General features: G+C 64.9%; 27 protein-coding genes and 1 tRNA gene. 3 read left to right on the top strand and 25 right to left on the bottom strand.

The features are described 5' to 3' along the window. Positions 1-288 precede the first annotated feature (288 nt). Positions 289-933: a peptide-methionine (S)-S-oxide reductase MsrA gene (msrA, locus tag AC1DJ5_RS01970; protein ID WP_441453602.1), complete on the top strand. Its 645-nt coding sequence runs from the start codon at positions 289-291 to the stop codon at positions 931-933. Here msrA and AC1DJ5_RS01965 read toward each other — a convergent pair whose 3' ends face one another. From AC1DJ5_RS01965 to AC1DJ5_RS01950, 4 genes are read right to left on the bottom strand one after another with little or no spacing between them, the layout of a single operon-like run. Then, positions 934-1629 (bottom strand): ABC transporter ATP-binding protein, encoded by a 696-nt coding sequence (locus AC1DJ5_RS01965; RefSeq protein ID WP_441453604.1) that lies wholly within the window; start codon positions 1627-1629, stop codon positions 934-936. A 4-nt stretch (positions 1630-1633) separates the two neighbouring features. Continuing rightward, positions 1634-2944 (bottom strand): lipoprotein-releasing ABC transporter permease subunit, encoded by a 1311-nt coding sequence (locus AC1DJ5_RS01960; RefSeq protein ID WP_441453606.1) that lies wholly within the window; start codon positions 2942-2944, stop codon positions 1634-1636. Then, positions 2941-4257 carry a proline--tRNA ligase gene (proS, locus tag AC1DJ5_RS01955; protein WP_477019505.1) on the bottom strand — a complete coding sequence of 439 codons (1317 nt, stop codon included), beginning with the start codon at positions 4255-4257 and terminating at the stop codon, positions 2941-2943. Before proS ends, AC1DJ5_RS01960 begins: the two co-directional genes overlap by 4 nt. 58 nt (positions 4258-4315) lie before the next feature. Beyond that, the gene (locus tag AC1DJ5_RS01950) at positions 4316-4582 is read right to left on the bottom strand and encodes a DUF1467 family protein (RefSeq protein WP_477019504.1); all 267 of its coding nucleotides are present in this window, start codon (positions 4580-4582) and stop codon (positions 4316-4318) included. 90 nt (positions 4583-4672) lie between these two features. On the opposite strand from AC1DJ5_RS01950, the gene AC1DJ5_RS01945 reads away from it, so the two are divergent. Next, the gene (locus tag AC1DJ5_RS01945; RefSeq protein WP_477019503.1) at positions 4673-5032 is read left to right on the top strand and encodes a 5-carboxymethyl-2-hydroxymuconate Delta-isomerase; all 360 of its coding nucleotides are present in this window, start codon (positions 4673-4675) and stop codon (positions 5030-5032) included. A gap of 51 nt (positions 5033-5083) precedes the next feature. On the opposite strand, the gene AC1DJ5_RS01940 is transcribed toward AC1DJ5_RS01945, so the two are convergent. The 20 genes from AC1DJ5_RS01940 to AC1DJ5_RS01845 form a co-directional block, all read right to left on the bottom strand. Beyond that, positions 5084-5422, bottom strand: a complete 339-nt coding sequence (locus AC1DJ5_RS01940; protein WP_441453613.1) for a DUF3088 family protein — start codon at positions 5420-5422, stop codon at positions 5084-5086. Continuing rightward, a complete protein-coding gene (locus AC1DJ5_RS01935; protein ID WP_477019502.1) occupies positions 5422-7095 on the bottom strand; it encodes a ribonuclease J in 1674 nt (557 codons plus the stop codon). The genes AC1DJ5_RS01940 and AC1DJ5_RS01935 overlap by 1 nt, the downstream gene beginning before the upstream one ends. 6 nt (positions 7096-7101) lie before the next feature. Next, the gene (locus tag AC1DJ5_RS01930; protein ID WP_441453811.1) at positions 7102-7875 is read right to left on the bottom strand and encodes a type III pantothenate kinase; all 774 of its coding nucleotides are present in this window, start codon (positions 7873-7875) and stop codon (positions 7102-7104) included. Further along, a complete protein-coding gene (locus AC1DJ5_RS01925; RefSeq protein WP_477019501.1) occupies positions 7872-8618 on the bottom strand; it encodes a biotin--[acetyl-CoA-carboxylase] ligase in 747 nt (248 codons plus the stop codon). Before AC1DJ5_RS01925 ends, AC1DJ5_RS01930 begins: the two co-directional genes overlap by 4 nt. A 6-nt stretch (positions 8619-8624) precedes the next feature. After that, positions 8625-10067, bottom strand: a complete 1443-nt coding sequence (gene nuoN / locus AC1DJ5_RS01920; protein ID WP_477019500.1) for an NADH-quinone oxidoreductase subunit NuoN — start codon at positions 10065-10067, stop codon at positions 8625-8627. A gap of 7 nt (positions 10068-10074) precedes the next feature. After that, positions 10075-11562, bottom strand: a complete 1488-nt coding sequence (locus AC1DJ5_RS01915; protein WP_441453620.1) for an NADH-quinone oxidoreductase subunit M — start codon at positions 11560-11562, stop codon at positions 10075-10077. Between the two features lie 5 nt (positions 11563-11567). Then, complete coding sequence (gene nuoL, locus AC1DJ5_RS01910) at positions 11568-13634, bottom strand: NADH-quinone oxidoreductase subunit L (RefSeq protein WP_477019678.1); 2067 nt, start codon at positions 13632-13634, stop codon at positions 11568-11570. Between the two features lie 13 nt (positions 13635-13647). Next, a complete protein-coding gene (nuoK, locus tag AC1DJ5_RS01905; RefSeq protein ID WP_441453622.1) occupies positions 13648-13956 on the bottom strand; it encodes an NADH-quinone oxidoreductase subunit NuoK in 309 nt (102 codons plus the stop codon). Continuing rightward, positions 13956-14582 (bottom strand): NADH-quinone oxidoreductase subunit J, encoded by a 627-nt coding sequence (locus tag AC1DJ5_RS01900; RefSeq protein WP_441453624.1) that lies wholly within the window; start codon positions 14580-14582, stop codon positions 13956-13958. Before AC1DJ5_RS01900 ends, nuoK begins: the two co-directional genes overlap by 1 nt. 63 nt (positions 14583-14645) lie before the next feature. Then, positions 14646-15137: an NADH-quinone oxidoreductase subunit NuoI gene (nuoI, locus tag AC1DJ5_RS01895; protein WP_441453626.1), complete on the bottom strand. Its 492-nt coding sequence runs from the start codon at positions 15135-15137 to the stop codon at positions 14646-14648. Next, the gene (locus AC1DJ5_RS01890; RefSeq protein WP_441453627.1) at positions 15137-15349 is read right to left on the bottom strand and encodes a hypothetical protein; all 213 of its coding nucleotides are present in this window, start codon (positions 15347-15349) and stop codon (positions 15137-15139) included. Before AC1DJ5_RS01890 ends, nuoI begins: the two co-directional genes overlap by 1 nt. Beyond that, positions 15349-16425 (bottom strand): NADH-quinone oxidoreductase subunit NuoH, encoded by a 1077-nt coding sequence (gene nuoH, locus AC1DJ5_RS01885; protein WP_477019499.1) that lies wholly within the window; start codon positions 16423-16425, stop codon positions 15349-15351. Before nuoH ends, AC1DJ5_RS01890 begins: the two co-directional genes overlap by 1 nt. A gap of 3 nt (positions 16426-16428) precedes the next feature. After that, the gene (gene nuoG / locus AC1DJ5_RS01880) at positions 16429-18474 is read right to left on the bottom strand and encodes an NADH-quinone oxidoreductase subunit NuoG (protein ID WP_477019498.1); all 2046 of its coding nucleotides are present in this window, start codon (positions 18472-18474) and stop codon (positions 16429-16431) included. Between the two features lie 4 nt (positions 18475-18478). Beyond that, positions 18479-19792, bottom strand: coding sequence for an NADH-quinone oxidoreductase subunit NuoF (gene nuoF, locus AC1DJ5_RS01875; RefSeq protein WP_441453633.1), 1314 nt, complete (start codon positions 19790-19792; stop codon positions 18479-18481). A gap of 6 nt (positions 19793-19798) precedes the next feature. Further along, complete coding sequence (locus AC1DJ5_RS01870) at positions 19799-20068, bottom strand: hypothetical protein (RefSeq protein WP_441453635.1); 270 nt, start codon at positions 20066-20068, stop codon at positions 19799-19801. Then, positions 20068-20742, bottom strand: a complete 675-nt coding sequence (gene nuoE / locus AC1DJ5_RS01865; RefSeq protein WP_477019497.1) for an NADH-quinone oxidoreductase subunit NuoE — start codon at positions 20740-20742, stop codon at positions 20068-20070. The genes AC1DJ5_RS01870 and nuoE overlap by 1 nt, the downstream gene beginning before the upstream one ends. Then, entirely contained in the window at positions 20739-21917 is a 1179-nt protein-coding gene (locus AC1DJ5_RS01860) for an NADH-quinone oxidoreductase subunit D (RefSeq protein ID WP_441453815.1), read from the bottom strand. The genes nuoE and AC1DJ5_RS01860 overlap by 4 nt, the downstream gene beginning before the upstream one ends. Positions 21918-22012: 95 nt before the next feature. Then, a complete protein-coding gene (locus AC1DJ5_RS01855; RefSeq protein WP_441453637.1) occupies positions 22013-22639 on the bottom strand; it encodes an NADH-quinone oxidoreductase subunit C in 627 nt (208 codons plus the stop codon). Then, positions 22636-23235 (bottom strand): NuoB/complex I 20 kDa subunit family protein, encoded by a 600-nt coding sequence (locus AC1DJ5_RS01850; protein WP_441453639.1) that lies wholly within the window; start codon positions 23233-23235, stop codon positions 22636-22638. Before AC1DJ5_RS01850 ends, AC1DJ5_RS01855 begins: the two co-directional genes overlap by 4 nt. Continuing rightward, a complete protein-coding gene (locus AC1DJ5_RS01845; RefSeq protein WP_207821670.1) occupies positions 23205-23582 on the bottom strand; it encodes an NADH-quinone oxidoreductase subunit A in 378 nt (125 codons plus the stop codon). Before AC1DJ5_RS01845 ends, AC1DJ5_RS01850 begins: the two co-directional genes overlap by 31 nt. A 270-nt stretch (positions 23583-23852) precedes the next feature. Here AC1DJ5_RS01845 and AC1DJ5_RS01840 point away from each other — a divergent pair. After that, positions 23853-23929, top strand: a tRNA-Asp gene (locus AC1DJ5_RS01840). 350 nt (positions 23930-24279) lie between these two features. Here AC1DJ5_RS01840 and AC1DJ5_RS01835 read toward each other — a convergent pair. Beyond that, the gene (locus tag AC1DJ5_RS01835; protein ID WP_477019496.1) at positions 24280-24471 is read right to left on the bottom strand and encodes a hypothetical protein; all 192 of its coding nucleotides are present in this window, start codon (positions 24469-24471) and stop codon (positions 24280-24282) included. Positions 24472-24595 lie beyond the last annotated feature (124 nt).

Genomic DNA, 24595 nt, shown 5'->3' with positions numbered 1-24595 from the left:
ATGTCCAGCCGCCGCGCGGCCGGACGTCAATCATGCAGAGAGTCGTCGCGGCGATCACGCCACCAGGAAAGACGCCTGCCAGATCATCCAGACGAAGCCGCTGCACGACGCAAGCGACAGCATATCCCTCACCCAACGCGACATCGGCTTATCCCCAGTTAGCGTGTGTTCCTGAAATGTTCCTATTCCTGTTTTGTTCTCATTGCAAGCACCCCCGGTGGAACTGCGCGACCGCCGGCATCCGGAATCGCCCGCCGCGCGTTCAAGGTCGTGAACTGGTCGAGAGCCATGACCCTGCGCATCCTGCCCCTGATTGTGATGGCTCTGACGGCGGCCTGTTCGCCCGGCGACGCGCCCGCAAGCGCCGCCCCGCTGGAACCGCCCCCGCCCGGCTATCAGACGGCCATCTTCGCCGGTGGCTGCTTCTGGACCGAGGAAAAGGCGTTCGACGGCCTGCCTGGGGTGCGCTCGGCGGTGTCGGGCTTTGTCGGCGGCACGCGGTCGAACCCGACCTATGATCAGGTGGTGCGCGGCGGAACCGGCTATCGCGAGGCGGTGCTGGTGACGTTCGATCCCGCCGTCGTCAGCTATCGCACCCTGGTCGACCGCTATTGGCGGACCATCGACCCGACCGATCCGACGGGCCAAGTCTGCGACCAGGGACCGTCCTACGTCTCGGCGGTCTATGCCACCGAAGCGCAAACGGCGACGGCCCAGGCGTCCCGCACGGCGGCCCAGACCGCGCTGGGTGCCAAGGCCACGGGCGACAGGCCCTTCGTCACGCCGATCAATCCCGTCATGCGCTTCTGGCCTGCTGGACCCGAACATCAGGATTTCGCCCGTCTGCACCCGGCCCAGTACGAAGCCTATCGCATCGGGTGCCGACGCAGCGTCAGACTGCACGCCCTGTGGGGCGACGCCGCCGTCGGCTGATCAGTAGGCCTGGCTCTCGGCCGCGCGCTCTTCCAGATGGCCGTCCTTCAGGGCGAAGACGCGGTCCATGTGGCCGGCCAACTCCATGTTGTGGGTGGCGATCAGGGCGGCGACGCCAGTGGTCTTGGCCAGTTCGCGCAGGGCCTCGAACACCGCGTGGCTGTTGGCGGGGTCGAGGTTGCCGGTCGGCTCGTCGGCCAACAGCAGCCGTGGGCGGTTGGCCAGCGCCCGGCCGATGGCGACCCGCTGCTGCTCGCCGCCCGACAGTTGCGCCGGCTGGTGCAGGAAACGCTCGCCCAGCCCCAGGGCTGTCAGGATGTCCTCGGCCCGGCGACGCGCCTCGGCCTCGGAATGACCGGCAATCCGCATCGGCAGGGCGACGTTATCCCGTGCATCAAATTCCGGCAGCAGGTGGTGAAATTGATAGACGAAACCGATCCGAGACAGGCGCAGACGGGTGCGCGCGCGCTCGTCCAAACCGCCGACGTCCTCGCCGTCGATCATGACCTGACCGCTGGTCGGGCGCTCCAGCAGACCGGCGGCGTGCAGCAACGACGACTTGCCCGAGCCTGACGGTCCGATCAGGCCGACGACCTCGCCCGGCATGACGTCCAGATCGACGCCCTTCAGCACCGTCAGCCCGCCCTGAGCGGTCGGATAGGTGCGGGTCACGCCGCGCAGCGACAGGGTCGTCAAGGGACTATTCAAAGCGAAGCGCCTCCACCGGGTCGATGCGCGACGCGTTCCACGACGGCGGCAAACTGGCGAGGCAACTCATCAGGAAGGAGAAGAGCGCCACCCAGGTGACGTCCCACGGATCGACCAGGGCCGGAATGGCATCCAGCATATAGACGTCGGCGTTGAACAGCTGGACCCCGGTGATGCCTTCGATGAAGTGCTGGATCGCGCCGATGTTCAGGCAGAACAGCAGACCCAGCACCAGACCGGCGATGGTCCCGCCGATGCCGATCGCGGCGCCCGACATGAAGAAGATGCGCAGAATCGACGACGGGCTGGCCCCCACGGTGCGCAGGATGGCGATGTCGCGGGTCTTGTTCTTCACCAGCATGACGATGCCGCTGATGATGTTCATGGCGGCGATGGCGACGACCAGGCCCAGAATAATGCTCATGGCCACGCGCTCGACCTTCAGCGCGCCCCAGAAGGCGGCCAGACGGTTGCGCCAGTCGCTGACGATGCTGCCGGGTCCGGCGGCCTGCTGCACCGGCGTCAGCAGGGTCTCGACCATGTCCGGTTCGGCGACCTTCATCTCGATCACGTCCCAGACGCCTTCCTTGCCGAAGAAGAGCTGGGCCTGCTCCAGCGGCATGAAGACGAAGGCACGGTCGAAGTCGGCGGTCCCGGAGCTGAAGATCCCGCCGATGGTGTAGGTCTTTTCCAGACCGCCCAGATTGCCGAAGGCGCTGTCGGCGCCAGTTGGCGAATAGATCGAGATGGGATCCCCAACCCGAAGCCCCATCTGGTCGGCCAGCGCCTTGCCGATCAGGATATTGTCGCCGCCGTACTCGCCGCGACCGAAGGCGGCCCGCATCTCGGGCGTCAGGCTCTCATAAACGTACTTGGTCGAGGCCAGATCCTGCGGCCGCACGCCGCGGACCATGCCGCCGGTCATCTGGCCGCCCGCGCGGAACATGGCGGGCGATTCCGTCAAAGGCGACACCGAGACCACGCCCGGAACGTCGCTGATCCGCTTCAGCGCCGCGTCGCGGTCAGGCGAGGTCAGCACCGGCCCTTGCACGTACATATGCCCGTTGAACGACAACATCCGCCCCAGCAGTTCGCTACGGAAACCGGCCATGATGCTCATCACGCTGATCAGCACCGCCACGGCCAGCATGATGCCGACGAAGCTGATGACGGCGATCAGGGCGACCCCGCCCTCCTTGCGCTTGGCGCGCAGGTAGCGGAACGCCAGTCCGATCTCCCAGGCGGAGAAGGGACCGGCCGGTTTCACGGCAGGCGGCGCGGAAGCCGTCGCGGCGTCGGTCATTTCGTCAGCAACTCCAGGGCGGCGTCCAGCGGCAGGGTTTGCTTCTCGCCCGTGGCGCGGCGCTTCAGTTCGACCACGCCGTCGGCCAGACCCTTGGGACCGATGGTCAGTTGCCACGGCACGCCGATCAGGTCGGCGGTGGCGAACTTGCCGCCCGGACGCTCGTCGGTGTCGTCGTAGAGGACGTCCTTGCCCAGGGCTTCCAGCTTGGCCACGGCCTCTTCACAGGCGGCCGAGACGGCTTCGTCGTTGGCGCGCAGGTTGATCACCACCACGTCGAACGGCGCGACCGAGTCCGGCCAGATGATGCCGCCGGCGTCGTGGCTGGCCTCGATGATGGCGCCCAGCAGGCGCGACACGCCCACGCCGTAGCTGCCCATGTGGACCTCGGTGTCCTGACCGTCCGGCCCGGCGACCTTGGCCTTCATCGGCACCGAGTATTTGGTGCCGAAGTAGAAGATGTGGCCGACCTCGATGCCGCGCGCCGACAGGCGGTCGCCCTCGGCGGTCTGGGCCTCGAACTGGGCCGCGTCGTGCATTTCCTCGGTCGCGGCGTAGAGGGCCGTGCGCTCGTTGAAGACGCATTCCAGTTGCTCGACGCTGAGATTGTGGCCCGGCGCGTCCATCTCGACCAGCTTGCGGTCGCAGAAGACCTCGCTCTCACCGGTTTCGGCCAGGACGATGAACTCGTGGCTCAGGTCGCCGCCGATCGGGCCGGTGTCGGCGCGCATCGGCACGGCCTTCAGGCCCAGACGCGAGAAGGTGTTCAGATAGGCGGCGAACATGCGCTTGTAGGCGATGCGGGCCGAGGCCTCGTCCAGATCGAACGAATAGGCGTCCTTCATCAGGAATTCGCGGCCGCGCATGACGCCGAAGCGCGGACGACGCTCGTCGCGGAACTTCCACTGGATGTGGAAGAGGTTCAGCGGCAGAGCCTTGTAGCTCTTCACATAGGCCCGGAAGATATCCGTGACCATTTCCTCGTTGGTCGGTCCGTATAGCAGCTCGCGCTCATGCCGGTCGGTGATGCGCAGCATCTCCGGGCCGTAGGCGTCATAGCGGCCGCTCTCGCGCCACAGGTCGGCCAGTTGCAGCGTCGGCATCAGCAGCTCGACCGCCCCTGCCCGCTCCTGCTCCTGACGCACGACGCCTTCGATCTTGCGCAGCACGCGCAGGCCCAGCGGCAGCCAGGCGTAGATGCCGGCGGCCTCCTGTTTGATCATCCCGGCGCGCAGCATCAGCTGGTGCGACACGATCTGGGCGTCGGAAGGGGCTTCTTTGAGGGTCGGCAGGAAAAAGCGCGACAGACGCATGGGGATTCTCGGCAAAATCAGTCAGGCCCGAGGTTTAACCGGGCGAATAGGGCGAAAGCTAGAGCGCAGGACCGCGCGTGAAGTCCGGCAGCGGCATCCACCCGATCCAGACGATGGCCACGATCACCAGCCAGACGATGGCCGAGACCCAGGTCGTGGTGATGAATTTCTTCTTCAGCTGGGGATTGGCGGGCGCCCCCCACTGGCTGCCGTCGGTCGGCGGCGTCTCGACCTGCTTCGACGATCCCAGCGGCAGGATCATGAACAGCACGATCCACCACGAGGTCAGATACAGCGCCACCAGGGTAAAGGGGCCAAGAGGCATCGGGGCAATCCATCCATCAGTTCGTGCGCCGCTTGCATTCCGCACGCGCTGTCGGCGGGCTAAAGGAAGGCGCGAAACAAGGACGTCCTCATGCCACAGATCACCCTGGAACACTCCCCCCATTTCGACGGGACAGATTGGCGCGCCCTGGCGCTGGAGATCCACCGGCTGTGCGTCGACGTGGTCGGCGCCACCACCCAGGCCTGCAAGACGCGCATCGTGCGCTGTGAAAATCTGATCATCGCCGACGGCGATCCGGCCCAGGCCATGGTCCATTGCGACCTGCGCATCCTGACCGGCCGCACCCAGGAGCAGAAGACGGCTCTGGGCGAAGCGGTGCAGGCGGCCCTGCTGGCGGGAGTGAAGCCCTATGCGGGCCCGGCCCAGATCTCCGTCGAGATCGGAAACCTGGACAGGGACAACTATCGCAAAGTCACGCTGGGAGGTTGAGCCTCAGACCCCGGCTTTCCTCCCCATTTCATGGGGAGGAAAGAGGCAGCCTTACGGGTGCGGCCGACCGATGCCGTAGCGAGCCGCCCAGTAGGCCAGGATGTCGTCGTCCTGCAGGAACCGAGCGCCGGTCTCCGCGCTGACTTGGGCGTCGGGCCAGTCAAACTCGCCGTCCAGAACCAGCAGCGGACAGCTCTGGTTCGTCTCTCCCACCTCGGCCACCACGGCGGCGCGCGGACGAGGATGGTCCAGATGCGTGACCTGAACCTGCTCGCGCAGGCGTGGATAGAGCCCCAACACGCCCTCGATGCGAGCGCCGGGCGGGCAATACCAGGGCCCGCCCTGATCGTCGAACCAGTCGGCGTTCAGCAGATAAAGCCGGTCGGTCATTACAGCCGCAGGATGACGGTTTCGACGATCGGACGGCGGTCCCAGATCTGCTGGCTGGCCTTCTTCAGAACACGACTGACGGCCTGTTCGACCGCCAGTTCGTCGTCCAGCGCCTCGCCCTTCAGCTTGCGAACCGCCTGCTCGGCGCGCTCGGCCAGATCGTCCAGAATGTCGCCGAGCGGACGGTCTTCATCGCCCGGCAGGCCGATGCCGCGCACATCGATGTCGCTGACGATCTTGCCGCGCTTGTCCATGGCGAAGCTGACGATCAGCACGCCATTGGTCGCCGCGTGCTTGCGCTCACGCAGGGCCTCGCCCGCCTCTTCGACCAGCATGCCGCCGTCAACGAACAGACGGCCCGAGGGCACTTCGTCGATGATGGCCGCGGGTCCAGGGGCCAAACGCACCATGTCGCCGTTGCGCGGCGTCACGGTTTCCGGGACCTGCATGTCCTTGGCCAGATTGGCGTGCTCCATCAGGTGACGGCGCATGCCGTGGGTAGGCACCGCGATTTGCGGACGGGCCCAGCTATACATCTGACGCAGTTCGTCACGGCATGGGTGGCCCGAGACGTGGATGCCCGGATGGTCCTTCTCAGTGTAGAGGCGCACGCCCCGGTCGGCCATCTTGTCCTGAAGGCGACCGATCGACAGCTCGTTGCCCGGGATGACCCGCGAGGAGAAGATGCAGTGGTCGCCCTTGCCCAGCTTGATGAAGGGGTGCGTGCCCTCGGCGACGCGCGACAGGGCCGCGCGGACTTCGCCCTGGCTGCCAGTGCAGAGATACAGGATCTCGTCGGCGGGCCAGACGCGGGCTTCCTGTTCGCTCAGGAAGGGCTTCACGTCGCTCAGCATGCCGACCGACTTGGCGGCGGCGCTGATGCGGTGCATCGAACGCCCGGCCAGGGCCACGCGACGACCGGCGGCCTCAGCGGCGCGGATCACGCTGTCCATGCGCGCGACGTTGGAGGCGAAGCAGCCCACCGCGACGCGGCCCTTCAGGTCCGAGATCAGGGCGGCCATGGCCACCTTCACATCGCCCTCGGAACCGGCCACGCCGTCCACGAAGACGTTGGTGCTGTCACACACCATGGCGAGGATGCCCTCGTCGCCGAGACGCTTGATCGTCTCCACGTCGGTGCGCTCGCCCACGACCGGATCGTTGTCGATCTTCCAGTCGCCGGTGTGCAGGATCGTGCCCAGCGGGGTCTTGATGGCCAGGCCGTTCGGCTCGGCGATCGAATGGGTGATGGTCACGAAGGTCACGTCGAACGGACCCAGGTTCAGGTCGCCGCCCAGCGGCACTTCGTTCAGCTCGACCTGATCCAGGATATTGGCGTCGCGCAGCTTCTCGCGGATCAGATAGGCGGTGAAGGGCGTCGCATACAGCGGCGCTTGGATGCGCGGCCACAGCCAGCCCAGGGCGCCGATATGGTCTTCGTGAGCGTGCGTCAGCACGATGCCCAAGATGTTCTCGCCTTCCAGGAAGGAGGGATCAGGCACGATCACGTCCACGCCGGGCGTGGAAGGATCGCCGAAGGTCACGCCGACATCGACGATGATCCATTTGCGGTCATGCGCCGGGCCGAAGCCGTAGGCGTTGAGGTTCATGCCGATCTCGTTCGAGCCGCCCAGCGGCAGGAAAACGAGTTCGTTGGAGTCAGATTTTTTCATATGGCCCTAAAGGTGGGTATTCCGCCGCCAGATTTCGAGTAGGCCGCGGATAGTCAGGTCCGGATCGAACCGGTCGATTGATTGTGTTGCGCCCTCGAACAACGAGGCGACGCCGCCGGTGCCGATGACCGTCATGGGCTTGCCCCACTCGGCCTTCATGCGATCCACCAGGCCTTCGATCAGGGCGATATAGCCCCAGAAGACCCCGGACTGCATGTTGGACACCGTGTCCTTGCCGATCACGCGATCGGGCTTCTGAATGGCGATGCGCGGCAGCATAGCCGCCGCCTCGTGCAGCGCCTGCAGGCTCAGATTGATGCCGGGCGCGATGACGCCGCCCTCAAAGGCGCCGTCAGCCGCGATGACGTCAAAGGTCGTCGCCGTGCCGCTGTCGATGACGATCAGGTCGCCCGGATAGGCCAGGTGCGCGCCGATGGCGTTGACCAGGCGGTCGGACCCCGCCTCGCTCGGCTTCAGAATACGCACCGGAATACCCAGTTCGACATTGTCGCCAATGACCAGCGGCTCGACCTTCAGGTAGCGCCGCGACAGGTTACGCAAGTTGAAGATCGACTGCGGCACCACGCTGGAAATGATGCAGCCGTCCAACTGGACGATCTCCAGCCCGCGCATGGTCAGCAACTGGTGCAGCCAGACGGCATATTCGTCTGCCGTTCGGTTGGCGTAGGTCGAGGTCCGCCACTGAGCGATCCAATCCGCCCCGTCGTGGATCGCAAAAAGGGTGTTGGTGTTGCCTTGCTCGATCGCCAGCAGCATCAGGCGGCCCCTCCGAAAAAGACGTCACCCGCCGAGATCACCCGCAGCGATCCGTCCGGCAGTTTCAGCCGCAGCGACCCATCGGCCTCGACCCCGTCGGCCGTGCCGGTCAGGGTCTCATGCGTCAGCCGCGCCGTGCAGGCGCCGTGCAGACCGGGCGTCCGCGCGATCCAGGCGTCGAGAATGGGCCGGAAGCCCAGCGTCGTCCATCGGTCCAACCAGACGCCAAAGGTCTCTGCGAGCCCTTGCGCCGCCTGCTCGACGGTCGGCGCAGCGGCCACGTCGTGGCGCAGGTGTTCGGCGATGCAGGTGGCGGGCCGTTCGGTGACGCCCGGCGTCTGGCTCAGGTTCACCCCGATGCCGACCGCCAGCCAAAGGCCTCCGGACGGCGCCGGACCGGACTCGATCAGCACGCCCGAGGTCTTGCGCCCGTCCAGCAGCACGTCGTTGGGCCACTTGATCGTGACCAGGGCCGGCGGGACATAGCGGTCCAGCAGGTCCGCCACGGCCAGGGCCGCGACGAACGTCAGCTGCGCTGCCTCGGCCGGCGACTTGGGCGTCAACAACAGCAGGGTGGAGGCGAGATTGCCGCTCTCGCTCTCCCATCTGCGTCCACGACGGCCGCGACCGGCCGTCTGGCGCCGCGCCGTGATCCACAGCGGGCCGAACTCGCCTCCCTCGGCGCGGCGTCGCGCCTCGGCGTTGGTGGAGTCGGTTTCGTCGAGGATCAGGACCGGGGCGGCCAAAGCCCCTTACCCGGCCCCGACGCCCGCGGCGGCGGCGCGGGTCAGCGGCTCCAGCCAGGTCAGGGCGACGATCACCAGCGGGAAGCAGAAAGCGGCGGCCGCAAGGGCGATCGCCTGGGCCTCGGCCGGAGCCTTGTCCGTCGTCACGTCGAACTCCGGCGTATCGAACCACATCACCTTGATGATGCGCAGATAGTAGAAGCCGGCCACAACCGAGGCGACCAGACCGGCGGCGCCGGCCATCCAGTAGCCCGCGTCGGCGGCAGCGCCGAAGACGAAGAACTTGCCCCAGAAGCCCGACATCGGCGGAATGCCCACGGCCGACAGCGACAGGATGGTCAGGGCCACCGCCGTCAGCGGACGATCCTTCCTCAGGCCTGCCAGATCGGCGACCTTGCGGATCGGACGACCGTTGCGGCTCAGCGACAGCAGGACGGCGAAGAAGCCGAACTGGTCGATGGCGTACAAGCTCATGAACATCAGCGTGGCCTGGACGCCCGCATGGGTGCCCGCCGCCACGCCCAGCAGGGCGTAGCCGATGTTGATGATCGAGGAATAGGCCAGCAGGCGCTGGATGTCCTTTTGCATCAGACCGCCGAACGAACCGACGGCGAAGCTGATCAGCGAGATCAGGATGATGACCTGGGCCCACTGGGCGTGCGCAATGCCGAAGCCCTCGATCAGGACACGGATGATCAGCACCATGGCCGCGATCTTGGGCGCCGTGGCGAACAGGGCCACGACCGGGGTCGGGGCGCCTTCATAAACGTCCGGGGTCCACATGTGGAACGGCGCGGCCGAAACCTTGAACGCCAGACCGCAGATCAGGAAGACCAGACCGAAGATCAGGCCCGGACCGGGGTTGGCGGTGGCGAAGGCGGCGATGTCGACGAAGCGCATCGAACCGGCGAAGCCGTAGATCAGGCTGGCGCCGTACAGCAGCAGACCCGACGACAGGGCGCCCAGGACAAAATACTTCAGACCCGCTTCCGAGGCCTTCAGGTTGTCGCGGTGATAGGCGGCCAGCACGTACAGGGCCAGCGAGTGCATCTCGATGCCAATGTAGAGCGAGATCAGGTCGCCCGAGGACGCCATCATCGACATGCCGACCGAGGCCAGCACGATCAGGACGGGATACTCGAACTTGGCGATGCCGTTGCGATGGATCCAGCCGTCGCCCAGGACGATGGCGACCGCCGCCGACAGGAAGATGGCGACCTTGCCATAGACGGCCAGCGGATCGGCCACATAGGCGCCGTTGAAGGCCGTGCCCAGCGGGCCGACGGCGGCCAGCACCGCGGCGACGGCCAGCAGCAGAACCGACAGGCCCGAGATCAGGCGCGTCGACTTTTCGCCGGTAAAGGCGCCGAGCATGAGCAGCACCAGCCCGCCGACCGCGAGGGTCACTTCGGGGGCTGCAAGGTGAAGGGCGGAGGACAGATCAGTCATTATGCTCTCACCCGCCAATGGCTGCGCGATAGGCGGTCGTCAGGGCCTCAACGGTCGGCCCGGTGTAGTCGAGGACGGCGTTGGGATAGAGACCCAGCCAGATGGTGCCCACGATCAGCGGCACGAAGATCAGCAGCTCGCGCTTGTCGATGTCCGTGATGGTCTTCAGCGCCGGGTTGGTGATCTCGCCGTACATGACGTTGCGGAACAGCGTCAGGGCATAGACCGCCGAGAAGATGACGCCCGAGGCGGCGATCAGGGCCGTCCAGGTCGAGACCTGATAGGCGCCCGTCATCGTCAGCACTTCGCCGATGAAGCCCGAGGTTCCCGGCAGGCCGACGTTGGCCATGGTGAACATCAGGAAGATGGCGGCATACCAGGGCATGCGTGCCGTCAGGCCGCCGTAGAAGGCGATCTCACGCGTGTGCATCCGGTCATAGACCACGCCGACGCAGAGGAAGAGCGCGCCCGAGATCAGGCCGTGGCTCAGCATCTGGAAGACCGCACCCTGCACGCCCGTGTCGTTGCCGGCGAAGATGCCCATGGTCACGAAGCCCATGTGGGCGACCGACGAATAGGCGATCAGCTTCTTGATGTCGGTCTGACGGAAGGCGACCAGCGACGTATAGACCACGGCGATCACCGACAGGGTGAAGACCAGCGGCGTGAACATCTGCGACGCCACGGGGAACATCGGCAGGTTGAACAGGATGAAGCCGTAACCGCCCAGCTTCAGCAGGATGCCGGCCAGGATGACCGAACCCGCCGTGGGGGCTTGAACGTGGGCGTCGGGCAGCCAGGTGTGGACCGGCCACATCGGCATCTTCACCGCGAACGAGGCGAAGAAGGCCAGCCACAGGATCGGCTGAACGGCCGGGTCGAAGGCGTACTTCTTCAGCTCGGGGATGCTCGTGGTGCCTGTCTCATGGGCCATCCACAGCATGGCCAGAAGCATCAGCACCGACCCCAGCAGTGTGTAGAGGAAGAACTTGTACGAGGCGTAGATCCGGTTCGCCCCGCCCCAGATGCCGATGATCAGGAACATCGGCACCAGAGTGCCTTCGAAGAAGATGTAGAACAGGAACAGGTCCAGCGACGTGAAGACGCCGATGACCAGGGTCTCCAGCACCAGGAAGGCGATCATGTACTCGACGACGCGCGTCTCGATCGACTTCCAGCTGGCCACGATGCAGATCGGCATCAGGAAGGCGGTCAGCAGGACGAACAGGATCGAGATCCCGTCCACGCCCAAATGATAGCCGGCGCCGGCGAACCAGACGTAGTTCTCGACGAACTGATAGGCCGGGTTCGACGGATCGAACTGGGCCACCAGAACCACGGACACGGCTAGGACGGCCAGGGTCGTGCCCAGGGCGATCCAGCGCGCGGCCGGGGCCGCGGCGTCCTGGCCGCCCTTGTTCAGCAGGCTGGCCAGCAGCAGCAGGCCAGCGCCGACCAGCGGCAGGAAGGTGACGATGCTCAGAATGTGAGGCACGAGGCTCAGGCTCCCCACGTGAAGATGGCGAAGGCAAGGAACGCAGCCACGCCGATCAGCATCACGAATGCATAGAAATAGACGAAACCGGACTGGAAGCGCGACAGCCAGCCGCCCGATTTCAGCGAAGCCCAGGCCGCGCCGTTGGGGCCGAGACCGTCGATGATCTTCACGTCGCCGATCTTCCAGAAGAAGTCGCCGATGGCCTTGGCGCCCTTCACGAAGACGGCGTCATACAGCTCATCGAAGAACCACTTGTTGTAGAGGAAGGTCCACAGCGGGCCCTTGCGATCGGCCCACTGCTTGGCGACGCCTTCCTTCAGGACGTAGATCCAGAAGGCGGCGGCTGTGCCCAGCAGGGTCACGATCAGCGGCGCCCACTTCACCCAGGTCGGGACGTTGTGGCTCTCGTGGAGCACATGGTTGTTGCTGCCGACGAAGATGGCGCCGCGCCAGAACTCGGCCTCGTGGTGACCGATGAAGTGCGGGGCGAAGATCATGCCCGCGAACATGGCGCCGATCGACAGCCCCAGCAGCGGCAGGACCATGGGTGCCGGACTCTCATGCGGCTGCAGCGGACCATGGTGGTGATCATCATGCGCGTCGTCGCCGTCCAGAGGCTCGGAGTGAGTCTCCAGCTGGGCGTGCGAGGCGTGGTCGTCGGCGGCGTGATGGCCGTCGTCTTTCCATTTGGCCGTGCCGTGGAAGGTCATGAAGACCAGGCGCCACGAATAATAGGCCGTCAGCAGAGCGGCAGAGATGCCGATGACGAAGGCGAACATGCCCGCGACCGAATGGCCGCTCGTCGCCGCCGCATAGGCGCTCTCGATGATGGAGTCCTTGGAATAGAAGCCGGCGAAGCCGCCGACGCCGGGCAGGCCCAGGCCGGTGATGGCGATGGTGCCGATCATCATGACCGCATAGGTCACGGGCAGCAGCTTCCACAGGCCGCCCATCTTCCGCATGTCCTGCTCGTGGTGCATGCCGTGGATCACCGAACCGGCGCCGAGGAACAGCAGAGCCTTGAAGAAGGCGTGCGTGAACAGGTGGAACATGGCTGGCTGATAGGCGCCGACGCCCGCCGCGAAGAACATGTAGCCCAGTTGCGAACAGGTCGAATAGGCGATGACCCGCTTGATGTCGTTCTGCATCATGCCGACGGTTGCGGCGAAGATGGCCGTGATTCCGCCGATGATGGCGATGAACAGCGACGCGATCGGCGCGTGCTCATACAGCGGCGACAGCAGGCAGACCATGAAAACGCCGGCGGTGACCATGGTCGCCGCGTGGATCAGCGCCGACACGGGCGTCGGGCCCTCCATCGCGTCCGGCAGCCAGGTGTGCAGGAAGAACTGCGCCGACTTGCCCATGGCGCCGATGAACAGCAGCACGCCGGCCAGATCCAGAGCCGACCAGTTGTGGCCCAGGAATTCCCAGCCCGCGCCGGTCTTGCCAGCGATCAGCGGGAACAGCTTGGCGAACTCGATCGTGCCGAACATCCAGAAGATGGTCATCATGCCGAGCAGGAAGCCGAAGTCGCCGACGCGGTTGACCACGAAGGCCTTGATGGCGGCGGCCGAGGCCGTGGACTTCTTGTACCAGAAGCCGATCAGCAGATAGGACGCCAGGCCCACGCCTTCCCAGCCGAAGAACATCTGCAGGAAGTCGGCGGCCGTCACCAGCGCCAGCATCATGAAGGTGAACAGCGACAGATAGGCGAAGAAGCGCGGCCGGCTGTCGTCCTGGGCCATATAGCCCCAGGAATAGAGGTGAACCAGCGACGAGACGCTGGTCACCACGATCAGCATGGTGGCCGACATGGCGTCGACGCGGATCGCCCAGTTCGACTGGAAGTCGCCGACGTGAATGAAGGGCGCGATCTTGACGGTGAAGGCTTCGAGGCCGCCCCAGGTCCAGGCGCTGAACACCGTCCAGGAGACGGCGCAGGCGAAGAACAGCAGGCCGGTCGTCACCGCTTGCGAGGCGACGTTGCCGATCCGGCGTCCGAAGAAGCCGGCGATCATCGCCCCCAGAAGAGGGGCGAAGACGCCGAGAACAACGAGAGTCTGGATAGTCACGGTCCGGTCAGCCCTTCATCACGGAGGCGTCGTCGACTGCGATGTCGCCGCGGTTACGGAAGAAGGTCACCAGGATCGCCAGGCCGACAGCGGCCTCGGCGGCGGCCACGGTCAGGACGAACATGGCCATCAGTTGGCCCGACACGTCGTTGAGGTAGGTCGAAAAGGCGACGAAATTGATGTTCACCGCGAGCAGGATCAGCTCGATCGACATCAGGATGATGATGACGTTCTTGCGGTTCACGAAGATGCCGAACACGCCGATGGTGAACAGCATGGCGGCGACCGCCAGATAGTGCTGGAGCGAGATGTCCATCACAGAAGCTCCTCGGGGGTGACGCCCTGCCCGGTCGGCGCGGTCTTGACCTCGACCGACTTGGCGCGTTCGCGGTTGGCCTGGCTGGCCAGGTCCTGGCGACGCACATTGGGGCGATGACGCAGGGTCAGGACGATGGCGCCGATCATGGCGATCAGCAGCACAATGCCCGCAGCCTGGAAGAAATAGACGTAGTCCGTGTAGAGCACCCGGCCGATCGTCTCGACGTTCGACGCGTCAGGGCCAGCCACGGCCGGCGCGAGCGCCGCCTTGGCGGCTCCGCCCTGAACCACGGTGATCGACACCATGATCATCTCGGCCAGCAACACGCCGGCGACGATCCCCGCCAGCGGCAGGTAGCGGGCGTAGCCTTCGCGGAGGCGGACGAAGTCGACGTCCAGCATCATGACCACGAACAGGAACAGCACCGCGACGGCGCCGACGTAGACGACCACCAGCAGCATCGCCAGGAACTCTGCGCCCAAGAGGACGAACAGGCCGGCGGCCGAGAAGAAGCTGAGGATCAGCCACAGGACGGAGTGCACGGGATTTCGCGCGGTCACGACCAGAAGGCCCGAAACCACGGCGACCGTCGCCAGAAGATAGAACGCTATGCCTTGCAGCATGGGTGGGACAAAGCCCCCTTCAAAGTCTTGCGCAGCGATCCCATGGCGGAATCGCGGCTCGGTTTAGCGATACGGAGCGTCGAGTTCCAGATTCTTCGCGATCAGCCGTTCCCAGCGGTCGCCATTATCCAGCAAACGGACCTTGTCATAGAGCAGTTCTTCGCGCGTCTCGGTGGCGAACTCGCTGTTCGGCCCCTCGACGATGGCGTCCACCGGGCAGGCCTCCTGGCACAGGCCGCAGTAGATGCATTTGACCATGTCGATGTCGTAGCGCGTCGTGCGGCGGCTGCCGTCGGCGCGCGGTTCGGCCTCGATGGTGATGGCCTGGGCCGGGCAGATGGCTTCGCACAGCTTGCAGGCGATGCAGCGTTCTTCACCGTTCGGATAGCGGCGCAGCGCGTGTTCGCCACGGAAACGCGGCGACTGCGGGTTGCGCTCGAACGGATAGTTCACCGTCGCCTTCGGCTTCAGCATGTACTTCATCGACAGGCCGACGGCGCTGAACATGTCGGTCAGCATCGCGCCCTTGGCCGCCTGAACGATACGGGTCAGCATTACGATTTCACTCCGGCGCAGTCGCGTTGATAGCGCGCGCTTTCCTTGTCGAGGGTCTGGCAAAGGCGTTGGCGTTCGGCGTCCTGGCGCTGAACCTGCTCCACCTTGCGTTCCCACTGATAGACCGAGACCGGCTCGGCCTCATAGGGAGCGCAGGCGCCGGTGGCGCCCGCGAGGACCAGGCAGCTCAGCAATGTGGCGCGAAGGCCCATTACGCGCCCACCGCGAACACGCGCCAGGCCGCCACGACGACCACAGCGATCAGCGATGACGGCAGGAAGATCTTCCAGCCCAGGCGCATCAGTTGGTCATAGCGGTAGCGCGGCACGAAGGCTTTCACCAGGGCGATCATGAAGAACCAGAAGACGATCTTGGTCGCCAGGACCAGGAAGTAGAACAGGTTGGCCAGGAAGGTCGGCCAGCTGTCCAGGAAGTCGGTCGGGAAGCCCGGGTTCCAGCCGCCGCAGAACAGCAGGCTGATCATGGCGCACATGAAGACGATGTTGGCGTATTCGCCGATCATGAACAGCAGGTAGGGCGTCGACGAATATTCGACCTGATAACCGGCCACCAGCTCCGACTCCGCTTCCGGAAGGTCGAAGGGCGGACGGTTGGTCTCGGCCAGGGCCGAGATGAAGAAGACGATGGTCATCGGCAGCATGACGATGATGGTCGGCAGGGTTTCGAGCCCGCCGCCGAACATGTTCCAGTTCCAGATCCACCCGGTCTGCTGGGTGACGATCTCAGTCAGGTTCATCGTCCCGGCCAGCAGGATGACGTTGATGATGACCAGGCCCATCGAGACCTCATAGGACACCATCTGCGCCGCCGAACGCAGCGAACCCAGGAACGGATACTTCGAGTTCGAAGCCCAGCCGCCCATGATGATGCCGTACACGCCCAGCGAGCTGATCGCGAGAATGTAGAGGATGCCGACGTTCAGGTCCGAGATCACCCAGCCCGGCGCGAACGGGATCACTGCCCAGGCGATGAAGGCCAGGATGAAGGTGATCAGCGGCGCGGCCAGGAAGACGACCTTGTCGGAGCCCGACGGGACGACGATTTCCTTGAGCACGAACTTGAAGAAGTCGGCGAAGGACTGCAGCAGGCCGAACGGGCCGACCACGTTGGGGCCTTTGCGCATCTGCACGCCCGCCCAGATCTTGCGGTCCGCCAGCAGCAGGAAGGCGAGCGAGATCAGGATGCCGACCGTGACGATCAGGATTCCGCCGATGGTGGCGAGGGTCCAGCCGAGGGGGGTGGCCCAGAAGGAGGTCGCAGCGTCCATGATTTACTCCGCCGCCAGGACGACCGGCGCCGTCCGCTCAGCGGACAGCTCGGCCATCGTTGCGCTGGCGCGCGCGATCGGGTTGGTCAGGTAGGGATCGACGATGGTCGAGACGAAGGCGACGTCGCCCAGATCGCCCTTGGCGCCCAGGGCCGCCACGTCGAACGACACGGCCGGCGCCAGGTAGTCGATGCGGCCGAAGGTCGGATGGTCGCCCATCAGCTTAGTGCGAAGCTGCTCCAGCGTGTCGAAGGGCAGCTTGTGGCCGACGCGTTCCGACAGGGCGCGGATGATGGCCCAGTCTTCCTTGGCCTCGCCCTTGGGGAAGACGACGCGTTCGGCCATCTGCACCCGACCCTCGGTGTTCACGTACAGGCCCGACTTCTCGGTATAGGCGGCACCCGGCAGGATCACGTCCGCGCCGTGCGCGCCACGGTCGCCGTGGCTGCCCAGATAGACGCGGAAGGCGTCCGAGGCCGAGGCGTTGACCTCGTCGGCGCCCAGCAGGAACAGCACGTCCAGCGCGCCCGGCTTCAGCATGGAGGCGACATCCAGACCGCCGTCGGCGGGGACGAAGCCCATGTCCAGGCCGCCGACGCGGCTGGCTGCGGTGTGCAGGACGTTGAAGCCGTTCCAGCCGTCCTTGACCACGCCGACCTTCTTGGCCAGCGCGCCCAGAGCGTTCAGCACAGCCGCGCCGGTGTCGCCGATCAGGGCGCCCGCGCCGACGATGATCGCCGGGCGTTCAGCCTTGGTCAGGAAGTCGACAGCCGCCTTGGGCAGCTTGCCCAGCGTCTTCGAACCGGCGCCGAGGTAGTTGTAGTCATAAGTCAGGTCGACCTGTTCGCCGATGACGCCGATCTCGGCGGCGCCCTTGAGCCAGATCTTGCGCAGGCGCGTGTTCAGCAGCGGCGCTTCGGTGCGTGGATTTGCGCCGACGATCAGAACTGCGTCAGCATTTTCAATGCCTTGCAGGCCGGAGTTGAACAGCCAGCCCTCACGAGCCCCCTGCCCGATCGCAGCGCCGTCCTGGCGACAGTCGGTGTTGGCCGAGCCGAGCGCGCGGAACAGGTCCAGCGTCGCCTTCATCGACTCAGCATCTTGCAGGTCGCCGGCGATGACGCCGATGCGGTCAGCCGAGGCCGCCTTGATCTTAGACGCCACAGCGTTCAGCGCTTCGTCCCACGAGGCGACGCGCAGCTTGCCGTTTTCACGGACATAGGGCTTGTCCAGACGCTGACGGGCCAGGCCGTCGACCGCATAGCGGCTCTTGTCCGACAGCCACTCTTCGTTGACGCCTTCGTTCAGGCGCGGCAGCACGCGCATGACCTCGGACCCGCGCGCATCGGCGCGGATGTTCGAGCCCAGGGCGTCCATGACGTCGATGGTCTCGGTCTTCTTCAGTTCCCACGGACGGTAGTGGTACTGCCACGGACGGTGCGTCAGCGCGCCCACCGGGCACAGGTCGTTGACATTGCCCGACAGCTCGCTGTCGATGTTCTTTTCCAGATAGGTCGTGATCTCGGCGCCTTCGCCGCGCGAGATCATGCCGATGTCCGGAACGCCGGCCACTTCGGTGATGAAGCGAACGCAACGCGTGCACTGAATGCAGCGCGTCATGAACGTCTTGACCGTCGGGCCCATATTCTTTTCTTCGACCGCGCGCTTGTTCTCGCCGTAGCGCGAACCGTCACGGCCGTAGCCGACAGCCTGGTCTTGAAGGTCGCATTCGCCGCCCTGGTCGCAGATCGGGCAGTCCAGCGGGTGGTTGATGAGCAGGAACTCCATCACCCCTTCGCGGGCCTTCTTGACCATCGGCGTGTCGGTGAAGATCTCCTGACCTTCAGCAGCCGGCAGCGCGCACGAAGCCTGCGGCTTCGGCGGTCCGGGCTTCACTTCGACCAGGCACATCCGGCAGTTGCCGGCGATGGACAGACGCTCGTGGTAGCAGAAACGCGGGATCTCCTGGCCGGCAAGTTCTGCAACCTGCAGAACCGTCATGCCGGGTTCGAACTCGGTTTCGACGCCGTTGACCTTGGCGATAGGCATACGATTACTCCGCCGCGATCGCGTGGCCGGCGAAGTTCGCGCGGCGGCTGCGGTAGGTTTGAATTCGGTCTTCGATCTCGTGACGGAAGTGCCGGATCAGGCCCTGAACGGGCCAGGCGGCGGCGTCGCCGAGGGCGCAGATGGTGTGGCCTTCGACCTGACCGGCCACGTCGAGCAGCAGGTCGATTTCCGACGGATCGGCGTCGCCCACGGACATGCGTTCCAGCACGCGCCACATCCAACCCGTGCCTTCGCGGCACGGCGTGCACTGGCCGCAGCTCTCATGCTTGTAGAAGTAGCTGATGCGGGCGATCGCCTTCACCAGATCGGTCGACTGGTCCATGACGATGACGGCGGCGGTGCCCAGACCCGAGCGCATTTCACGCAAGGAATCGAAGTCCATCAGCGCCGTCTCGGCCATGTCGCGCGTGATCAGGGGAACCGACGAACCGCCCGGAATGACGGCCTTCAGGTTGTTCCACCCGCCGCGAACGCCGCCGCAGTGCTCTTCCAGCAGCTGACGCAGCGGGATCGACATGACTTCTTCGATATTGCACGGGCGGTTCACGTGGCCCGAGATCGACATGATCTTGGTGCCGGTGTTGTTCGGACGACCGAAGCCCGCGAACCATTCGGCGCCGCGACGCAGGATGGTGCCGACGACGGCGATCGACTCGACGTTGTTCACCGTGGTCGGGCAGCCGTAGAGGCCCGCGCCGGCCGGGAACGGCGGCTTCAGGCGCGGCTGGCCCTTCTTGCCTTCCAGGCTTTCCAGCAGGGCGGTCTCTTCGCCGCAGATGTAGGCCCCGGCGCCGTGGTGGATATAGACGTCGAAGTCCCAGCCGTGGACGTTGTCCTTACCGATCAGCTTGGCCTCATAGGCCTGCTTGACGGCGGCTTCCATGCGCTCGCGCTCCAGCACGTACTCGCCGCGCAGGTAGATGTAGCAGGCGTGGGCCTGCATCGCGAACGAGGCGATCAGGCAGCCTTCGATCAGCAGTTGCGGATCATGGCGCATGATCTCCCGGTCCTTGCAGGTTCCGGGTTCGGATTCGTCGGCGTTGACGACCAGGTAGTGAGGACGATCCTTCACTTCCTTGGGCATGAACGACCACTTCAGACCGGTCGAGAAACCGGCGCCGCCGCGTCCGCGCAGGCCCGAATTCTTGACGTTGGTGATGATCCAGTCGCGGCCAAGGTCCAGCATGTCCTTGGTGGCGTTCCACGCCCCGCGCGCCTTCGCCCCCTCCAGCGTCCAGTCCTGGAAGCCGTAGAGGTTGGTGAAGATGCGATCCTTGTCTTCGAGGATTCCGACCATGAGCCCTTAAAGTCCTTCCGCCAGACGGCGCTTGTGGTGGCGGGTGCGCATGAAAATAGCGGTGACGACGAGCACCCAGCCCGCGGCCAAAAGGCCGTAGGCGACGAGCAACAGATCTTCCGACAGCCCGAACTTGCCGTCCTTGACCGCCAGCACCAGTCCCGCCGCAACGACGATCAACGCCAGCCCGCCCCAACGCAGGGGCCAGCCGACGCGACGCAGCTCGGCCCGGTAGGCCGCCCTGCCCTCATCGTTGTCGAGGTTCGGTCGAGTCATCAGGCCGGAGCCTTCTCAGTCGCCGGCTTGGAGTTCGGCAGCGACTTGATCTTCTTGGCCCGCGAACCGTCGTACAGCGTCGGGTCCGTCAGGACCTGGGCGCCGCCCTCGGGCTCGGAGCTGTGACGACCGACGTAGCTGCCAGCCTTCGGCGACTTGCCAGCGGCGAAGTCGTCGATGATCTGGGCCATCGTCTCGGGCGTCAGGTCTTCGTAGTAGTAGTCGTTGATCTGGGCGACCGGCGCATTGGCGCAGGCGCCGATGCACTCGACTTCCTGCCAGGTGAAGCGACCGTCGGCGGACAGGATGTCCTTGTCGCCGATCTTCTGCTTGCAGACCCGCATCAGTTCACCCGCGCCGCGCAGCATGCAGGGCGTGGTGCCGCAGACCTGGATCAGGGCGACTTTGCCGACCGGCTCCAACTGGAACATGGTGTAGAAGGTCGCGACCTCCAGAACCCGGATGAAGGGCATGCCCAGCAGTTCGCCGATGGCGCGGATGGAGGGTTCCGAGACCCAGCCTTCCTGCTTCTGGACCAGCCACAGGATCGGGATCACCGCCGATTGGCGGCGGCTGTCAGGATACTTCTTGATCCACCACTCGGCCTTGGCCTTCGTGTCCTTTGAAAAGGCGAAGAATTCAGGTTGTTCCTTGGCGAGGCGACGAACGCTCATCGGTCCACTTCTCCGAACACCATGTCGAGCGAGCCGAGGATGGCGGAGACGTCCGCCAGCATGTGGCCGCGGTTCATCCAGTCCATCGCCTGCAGGTGACGGAAGCCAGGCGCCGACAGCTTGACGCGGTAGGGTTTGTTGGTGCCGTCCGACACCAGATAGACGCCGAACTCGCCCTTGGGCGCTTCGACTGCCGCATAGACCTCGCCCTCGGGCGTCTTGAAGCCCTCGGTGTAGAGCTTGAAGTGGTGGATGAGCGCTTCCATCGAACGCTTCATCTCGCCACGGCGCGGCGGCGTGATCTTGTTGTTCTCGGCCAGGACCGGTTCGCCGGGGCAGTTGCGCAGCTTGTGGATGCACTGCTCCATGATCCGTATCGACTGCTTCATCTCTTCGATGCGGCAGAGGTAGCGATCCCAGCAGTCGCCGTTCTTGCCGACGGCGATGTCGAACTCCAGATCGGCGTAGCAGTCATAGGGCTGCGCCTTGCGCAGGTCCCAGGCGATATCCGAACCGCGCAGCATGACGCCCGAGAAGCCCCAGGCCAGGGCCTCTTCCTTGGACGCCACGCCGATGTCGACGTTGCGCTGCTTGAAGATACGGTTTTCGGTGACCAGGCTCTCGATGTCCGCCAGCTTGGCCGGGAATTCCTGACACCAGCGGCCGATGTCGTCGATCAGTTCCGGCGTCAGGTCCTGATGGACGCCGCCGGGACGGAAATAGTTGGCGTGCAGACGCGCGCCGCTGGCCCGCTCGTAGAAGATCATCAACTTCTCGCGCTCTTCATGTCCCCACAGCGGCGGGGTCAGAGCGCCCACGTCCATGGCTTGCATGGTCGTGTTCAGCAGATGGTTCAGGATGCGGCCGATTTCCGAATAGAGAACCCGGATCAGTTGGCCGCGGTACGGCACGTCCAGTTCCAGCAGGCGCTCGATGGCGAGGCAGAAGGCGTGCTCCTGGTTCATCGGCGAGACGTAGTCCAGCCGGTCCAGGTAGGGGATGTTCTGGAGGTAGGTGCGCGCCTCCATCAGCTTCTCGGTGCCGCGGTGCAACAGGCCGATATGCGGATCAACGCGGGTCACCAACTCGCCGTCCAGCTCCAGCACCAGGCGCAGCACGCCGTGCGCAGCCGGGTGTTGCGGGCCGAAGTTGATGGTGAACTTGCGGTCGTCCATCGCCCGCGCGTGCGGGGTCAGGCCGTCTTCATAGTCCTCGAACGGATCGATCGCCTTGGGGGCGGCCGTCGCCGGAGTGTTCTCGCCAACAGCCATTACTTGGCTCCCGCCTTCTCGTCGCCCGGCAGGACCGGGGCCGGATATTCGGCCCCTTCCCAGGGAGAGAGGAAGTCAAAGTTACGGTATTCCTGAGCCAGCTTCACCGGCTCATAGACCACGCGCTTCTGCTCTTCGTCGTAGCGGACCTCGACATAACCCGTCATCGGGAAGTCCTTGCGCAGCGGATGCCCCTGGAAACCGTAGTCGGTCAGGATGCGGCGCATGTCGGGGTGGCCCGAGAAGATCATGCCGTACATGTCGAAGGCTTCGCGCTCGAACCAGCCGGCCGACGGATAGACCGACGACACGCTGGGAACCGGGGCGACCTCGTCGGTCGACACCTTGACGCGAACGCGCGCGGCGCGGGTCAGCGACAGCAGGTGATAGACCACCTCAAACCGCTCGACGCGGTCCGGATAGTCGGCGCCGCAGGCGTCCATCAGTTGCTGGAAGCCGAATTGATCGCGCAGGGCCGTCATGACCTCGACGATATTCTCGCGCGGGGCGATCAGCGTCAGCTCGCCAAAGGCGACGACGGCTTCGACACCCAGGGCGGCGACCATTTCGGTCCCCAGCGGGGTCAGGGCGGATTCGCGCTCCGCCACGCGCACCAGTTCGCTCATCGCTCGATCGTCCCCGTGCGACGGATCTTCTTCTGCAGTTGCAGGATGCCGTACAGCAGCGCCTCGGCCGTGGGCGGGCAGCCCGGGACATAGACGTCCACCGGCACCACGCGGTCGCAACCGCGCACGACGCTGTAGCTGTAGTGATAATAGCCGCCGCCGTTGGCGCAGCTGCCCATCGAGATGACGTAGCGCGGCTCCGGCATCTGGTCATAGACCTTGCGCAGGGCCGGAGCCATCTTGTTGGTCAGGGTGCCGGCGACGATCATCAGGTCCGACTGGCGCGGCGAACCACGCGGAGCCGTGCCGAAACGCTCCAGGTCGAAACGCGGCATCGACAGGTGAATCATCTCGACGGCGCAACAGGCCAGGCCGAACGACATCCACATCAGCGAACCCGTGCGGGCCCAGTTGATGACGTCGTCCAGCGAGGTGGTCAGAAAGCCCTGCTCGCCGAGCTCGGTGTTCACCTGCTCGAAAAACTTGTCGTGAATCTTGGGGTCGTAGCCTTCCACGGTCGAGCGCGCGGCCGAGCCGGCGGGGACCAGGGGCGACGAAGGCGCGATCACTGCCATTCCAGCGCTCCCTTCTTCCATTCATAGATAAAGCCGACGGTCAGCACGCCGAGGAAGACCATCATCGACCAGAAGGCGAAGACCATGCCGCCGGTCGACAGGTCGAACATCGACACCGCCCACGGGAACAGGAAGGCCACTTCCAGGTCGAAGATGATGAAGAGGATCGACACCAGATAGAACCGGACGTCGAACTTCATGCGCGCGTCGTCAAAGGCGTTGAAGCCGCACTCATAGGCCGACAGCTTTTCAGTGTCGGGGTTTTTCGGCGCCAGAGCCCAGGCGGCCAGCATGAAGCCGAGGCCAAGGACGGCCGCGATCGCCAGGAAAACGACGATCGGGAGATATTCCAGAAGAAATGCGTTCATTCGAGCTGCCTCGCCCGCCGAGGGTGGGGGCGGATTCGGGGCTTCTTAGACCCAACCTCGTCGGGGTTCAAACCCATGTCGGCAAAGGTTTTTATGTTGCGAACGGTTCGCAGGAAAAGCCCCGATAACGCCCACTTTTCGCACCCGTTCTCACGCAACGTTGATCGCGCAGTTTTCTCCACAAAATCATCACCACCTTGCTTGACAGCGCAAGGCCCTCCCGCCTAAACGACGCCCCTCGCCGAGACGCATTGCTCCTCGGCGGGAAACGCGGGTGTAGCTCAGTTGGTTAGAGTGCCGGCCTGTCACGCCGGAGGTCGCGGGTTCGAGTCCCGTCACTCGCGCCATTCTCTTCAGCGAAGAGAATGGCGCACACCGCCCCCAATACATTGAAACTTTGCTCAACGGCTTCGCTGCCCTGCCCGGCTCGCGGATTGCCGTCGAGACACCCACCGCCTCATTTGCTGCTGTTCGACCTGATAGGGTCCGCTGGCACATGAAAGGCCACAGGCGTGAAAGAATCCAAAGGCAAGACCAAGAAGGTCCAGCCCAAACAGAACGCTTCAAATCCAAGCGTGAAGAATCTGGTCGATAAGGCCGCTGCTGGATCGAAGCAGCCCAAGTGATCACAAAGGCCCACCGGAAACGGCGGGCCTTTTTCGTGTGAGTTGCAGCGTCCGGCTGGATGGCGGACGAGCTAGGCGCTGGCGGAAGCCAGCCGAGCCGCTAGCCCCGCCAGATCGTCTTCGATCTCCACCGGCGACAGCAACATGTTGCTGAAGTGGACGAAGAACTTCCGTCCGCCGCGGTGTTCGATGCGGACCACCTTCTCAATGTTGATCCAAACGATGCGGGCTTTCGGGGCGGAGAACGCGACTAGCTTTGCCATGGCGACCTGCTACCCGCGCCCCAGCGGCGATGTCATGTGAACCTTTTTAGGCGCGGCGACCAAGGGATAGTCATGAAGGCCCTCGTCGGCTTTTGCGTCTCCCGCTGACGTCACCAAGCGCAGA

This window comes from Brevundimonas sp. 01N35, from assembly GCF_056399785.1.
Note: the sequence above shows the minus strand (reverse complement) of the source record. Positions and strands in the feature narration are given on the sequence as shown.

Bases quoted from the DNA above. Each gene is read 5' to 3' on its own strand.
- msrA (WP_441453602.1), top strand. From the start codon at position 289: ATGACCCTGCGCATCCTGCCCCTGATTGTGATGGCTCTGACGGCGGCC.
- AC1DJ5_RS01960 (WP_441453606.1), bottom strand. From the start codon at position 2,944: ATGACCGACGCCGCGACGGCTTCCGCGCCGCCTGCCGTGAAACCGGCC.
- proS (WP_477019505.1), bottom strand. From the start codon at position 4,257: ATGCGTCTGTCGCGCTTTTTCCTGCCGACCCTCAAAGAAGCCCCTTCC.
- AC1DJ5_RS01950 (WP_477019504.1), bottom strand. From the start codon at position 4,582: ATGCCTCTTGGCCCCTTTACCCTGGTGGCGCTGTATCTGACCTCGTGG.
- AC1DJ5_RS01945 (WP_477019503.1), top strand. From the start codon at position 4,673: ATGCCACAGATCACCCTGGAACACTCCCCCCATTTCGACGGGACAGAT.
- AC1DJ5_RS01940 (WP_441453613.1), bottom strand. From the start codon at position 5,422: ATGACCGACCGGCTTTATCTGCTGAACGCCGACTGGTTCGACGATCAG.
- AC1DJ5_RS01935 (WP_477019502.1), bottom strand. From the start codon at position 7,095: ATGAAAAAATCTGACTCCAACGAACTCGTTTTCCTGCCGCTGGGCGGC.
- nuoN (WP_477019500.1), bottom strand. From the start codon at position 10,067: ATGACTGATCTGTCCTCCGCCCTTCACCTTGCAGCCCCCGAAGTGACC.
- nuoK (WP_441453622.1), bottom strand. From the start codon at position 13,956: ATGGACATCTCGCTCCAGCACTATCTGGCGGTCGCCGCCATGCTGTTC.
- AC1DJ5_RS01900 (WP_441453624.1), bottom strand. From the start codon at position 14,582: ATGCTGCAAGGCATAGCGTTCTATCTTCTGGCGACGGTCGCCGTGGTT.
- nuoI (WP_441453626.1), bottom strand. From the start codon at position 15,137: ATGCTGACCCGTATCGTTCAGGCGGCCAAGGGCGCGATGCTGACCGAC.
- AC1DJ5_RS01890 (WP_441453627.1), bottom strand. From the start codon at position 15,349: ATGGGCCTTCGCGCCACATTGCTGAGCTGCCTGGTCCTCGCGGGCGCC.
- nuoH (WP_477019499.1), bottom strand. From the start codon at position 16,425: ATGGACGCTGCGACCTCCTTCTGGGCCACCCCCCTCGGCTGGACCCTC.
- nuoG (WP_477019498.1), bottom strand. From the start codon at position 18,474: ATGCCTATCGCCAAGGTCAACGGCGTCGAAACCGAGTTCGAACCCGGC.
- nuoF (WP_441453633.1), bottom strand. From the start codon at position 19,792: ATGGTCGGAATCCTCGAAGACAAGGATCGCATCTTCACCAACCTCTAC.
- AC1DJ5_RS01870 (WP_441453635.1), bottom strand. From the start codon at position 20,068: ATGACTCGACCGAACCTCGACAACGATGAGGGCAGGGCGGCCTACCGG.
- nuoE (WP_477019497.1), bottom strand. From the start codon at position 20,742: ATGAGCGTTCGTCGCCTCGCCAAGGAACAACCTGAATTCTTCGCCTTT.
- AC1DJ5_RS01860 (WP_441453815.1), bottom strand. From the start codon at position 21,917: ATGGACGACCGCAAGTTCACCATCAACTTCGGCCCGCAACACCCGGCT.
- AC1DJ5_RS01855 (WP_441453637.1), bottom strand. From the start codon at position 22,639: ATGAGCGAACTGGTGCGCGTGGCGGAGCGCGAATCCGCCCTGACCCCG.
- AC1DJ5_RS01850 (WP_441453639.1), bottom strand. From the start codon at position 23,235: ATGGAAGAAGGGAGCGCTGGAATGGCAGTGATCGCGCCTTCGTCGCCC.
- AC1DJ5_RS01845 (WP_207821670.1), bottom strand. From the start codon at position 23,582: ATGAACGCATTTCTTCTGGAATATCTCCCGATCGTCGTTTTCCTGGCG.
- AC1DJ5_RS01835 (WP_477019496.1), bottom strand. From the start codon at position 24,471: ATGGCAAAGCTAGTCGCGTTCTCCGCCCCGAAAGCCCGCATCGTTTGG.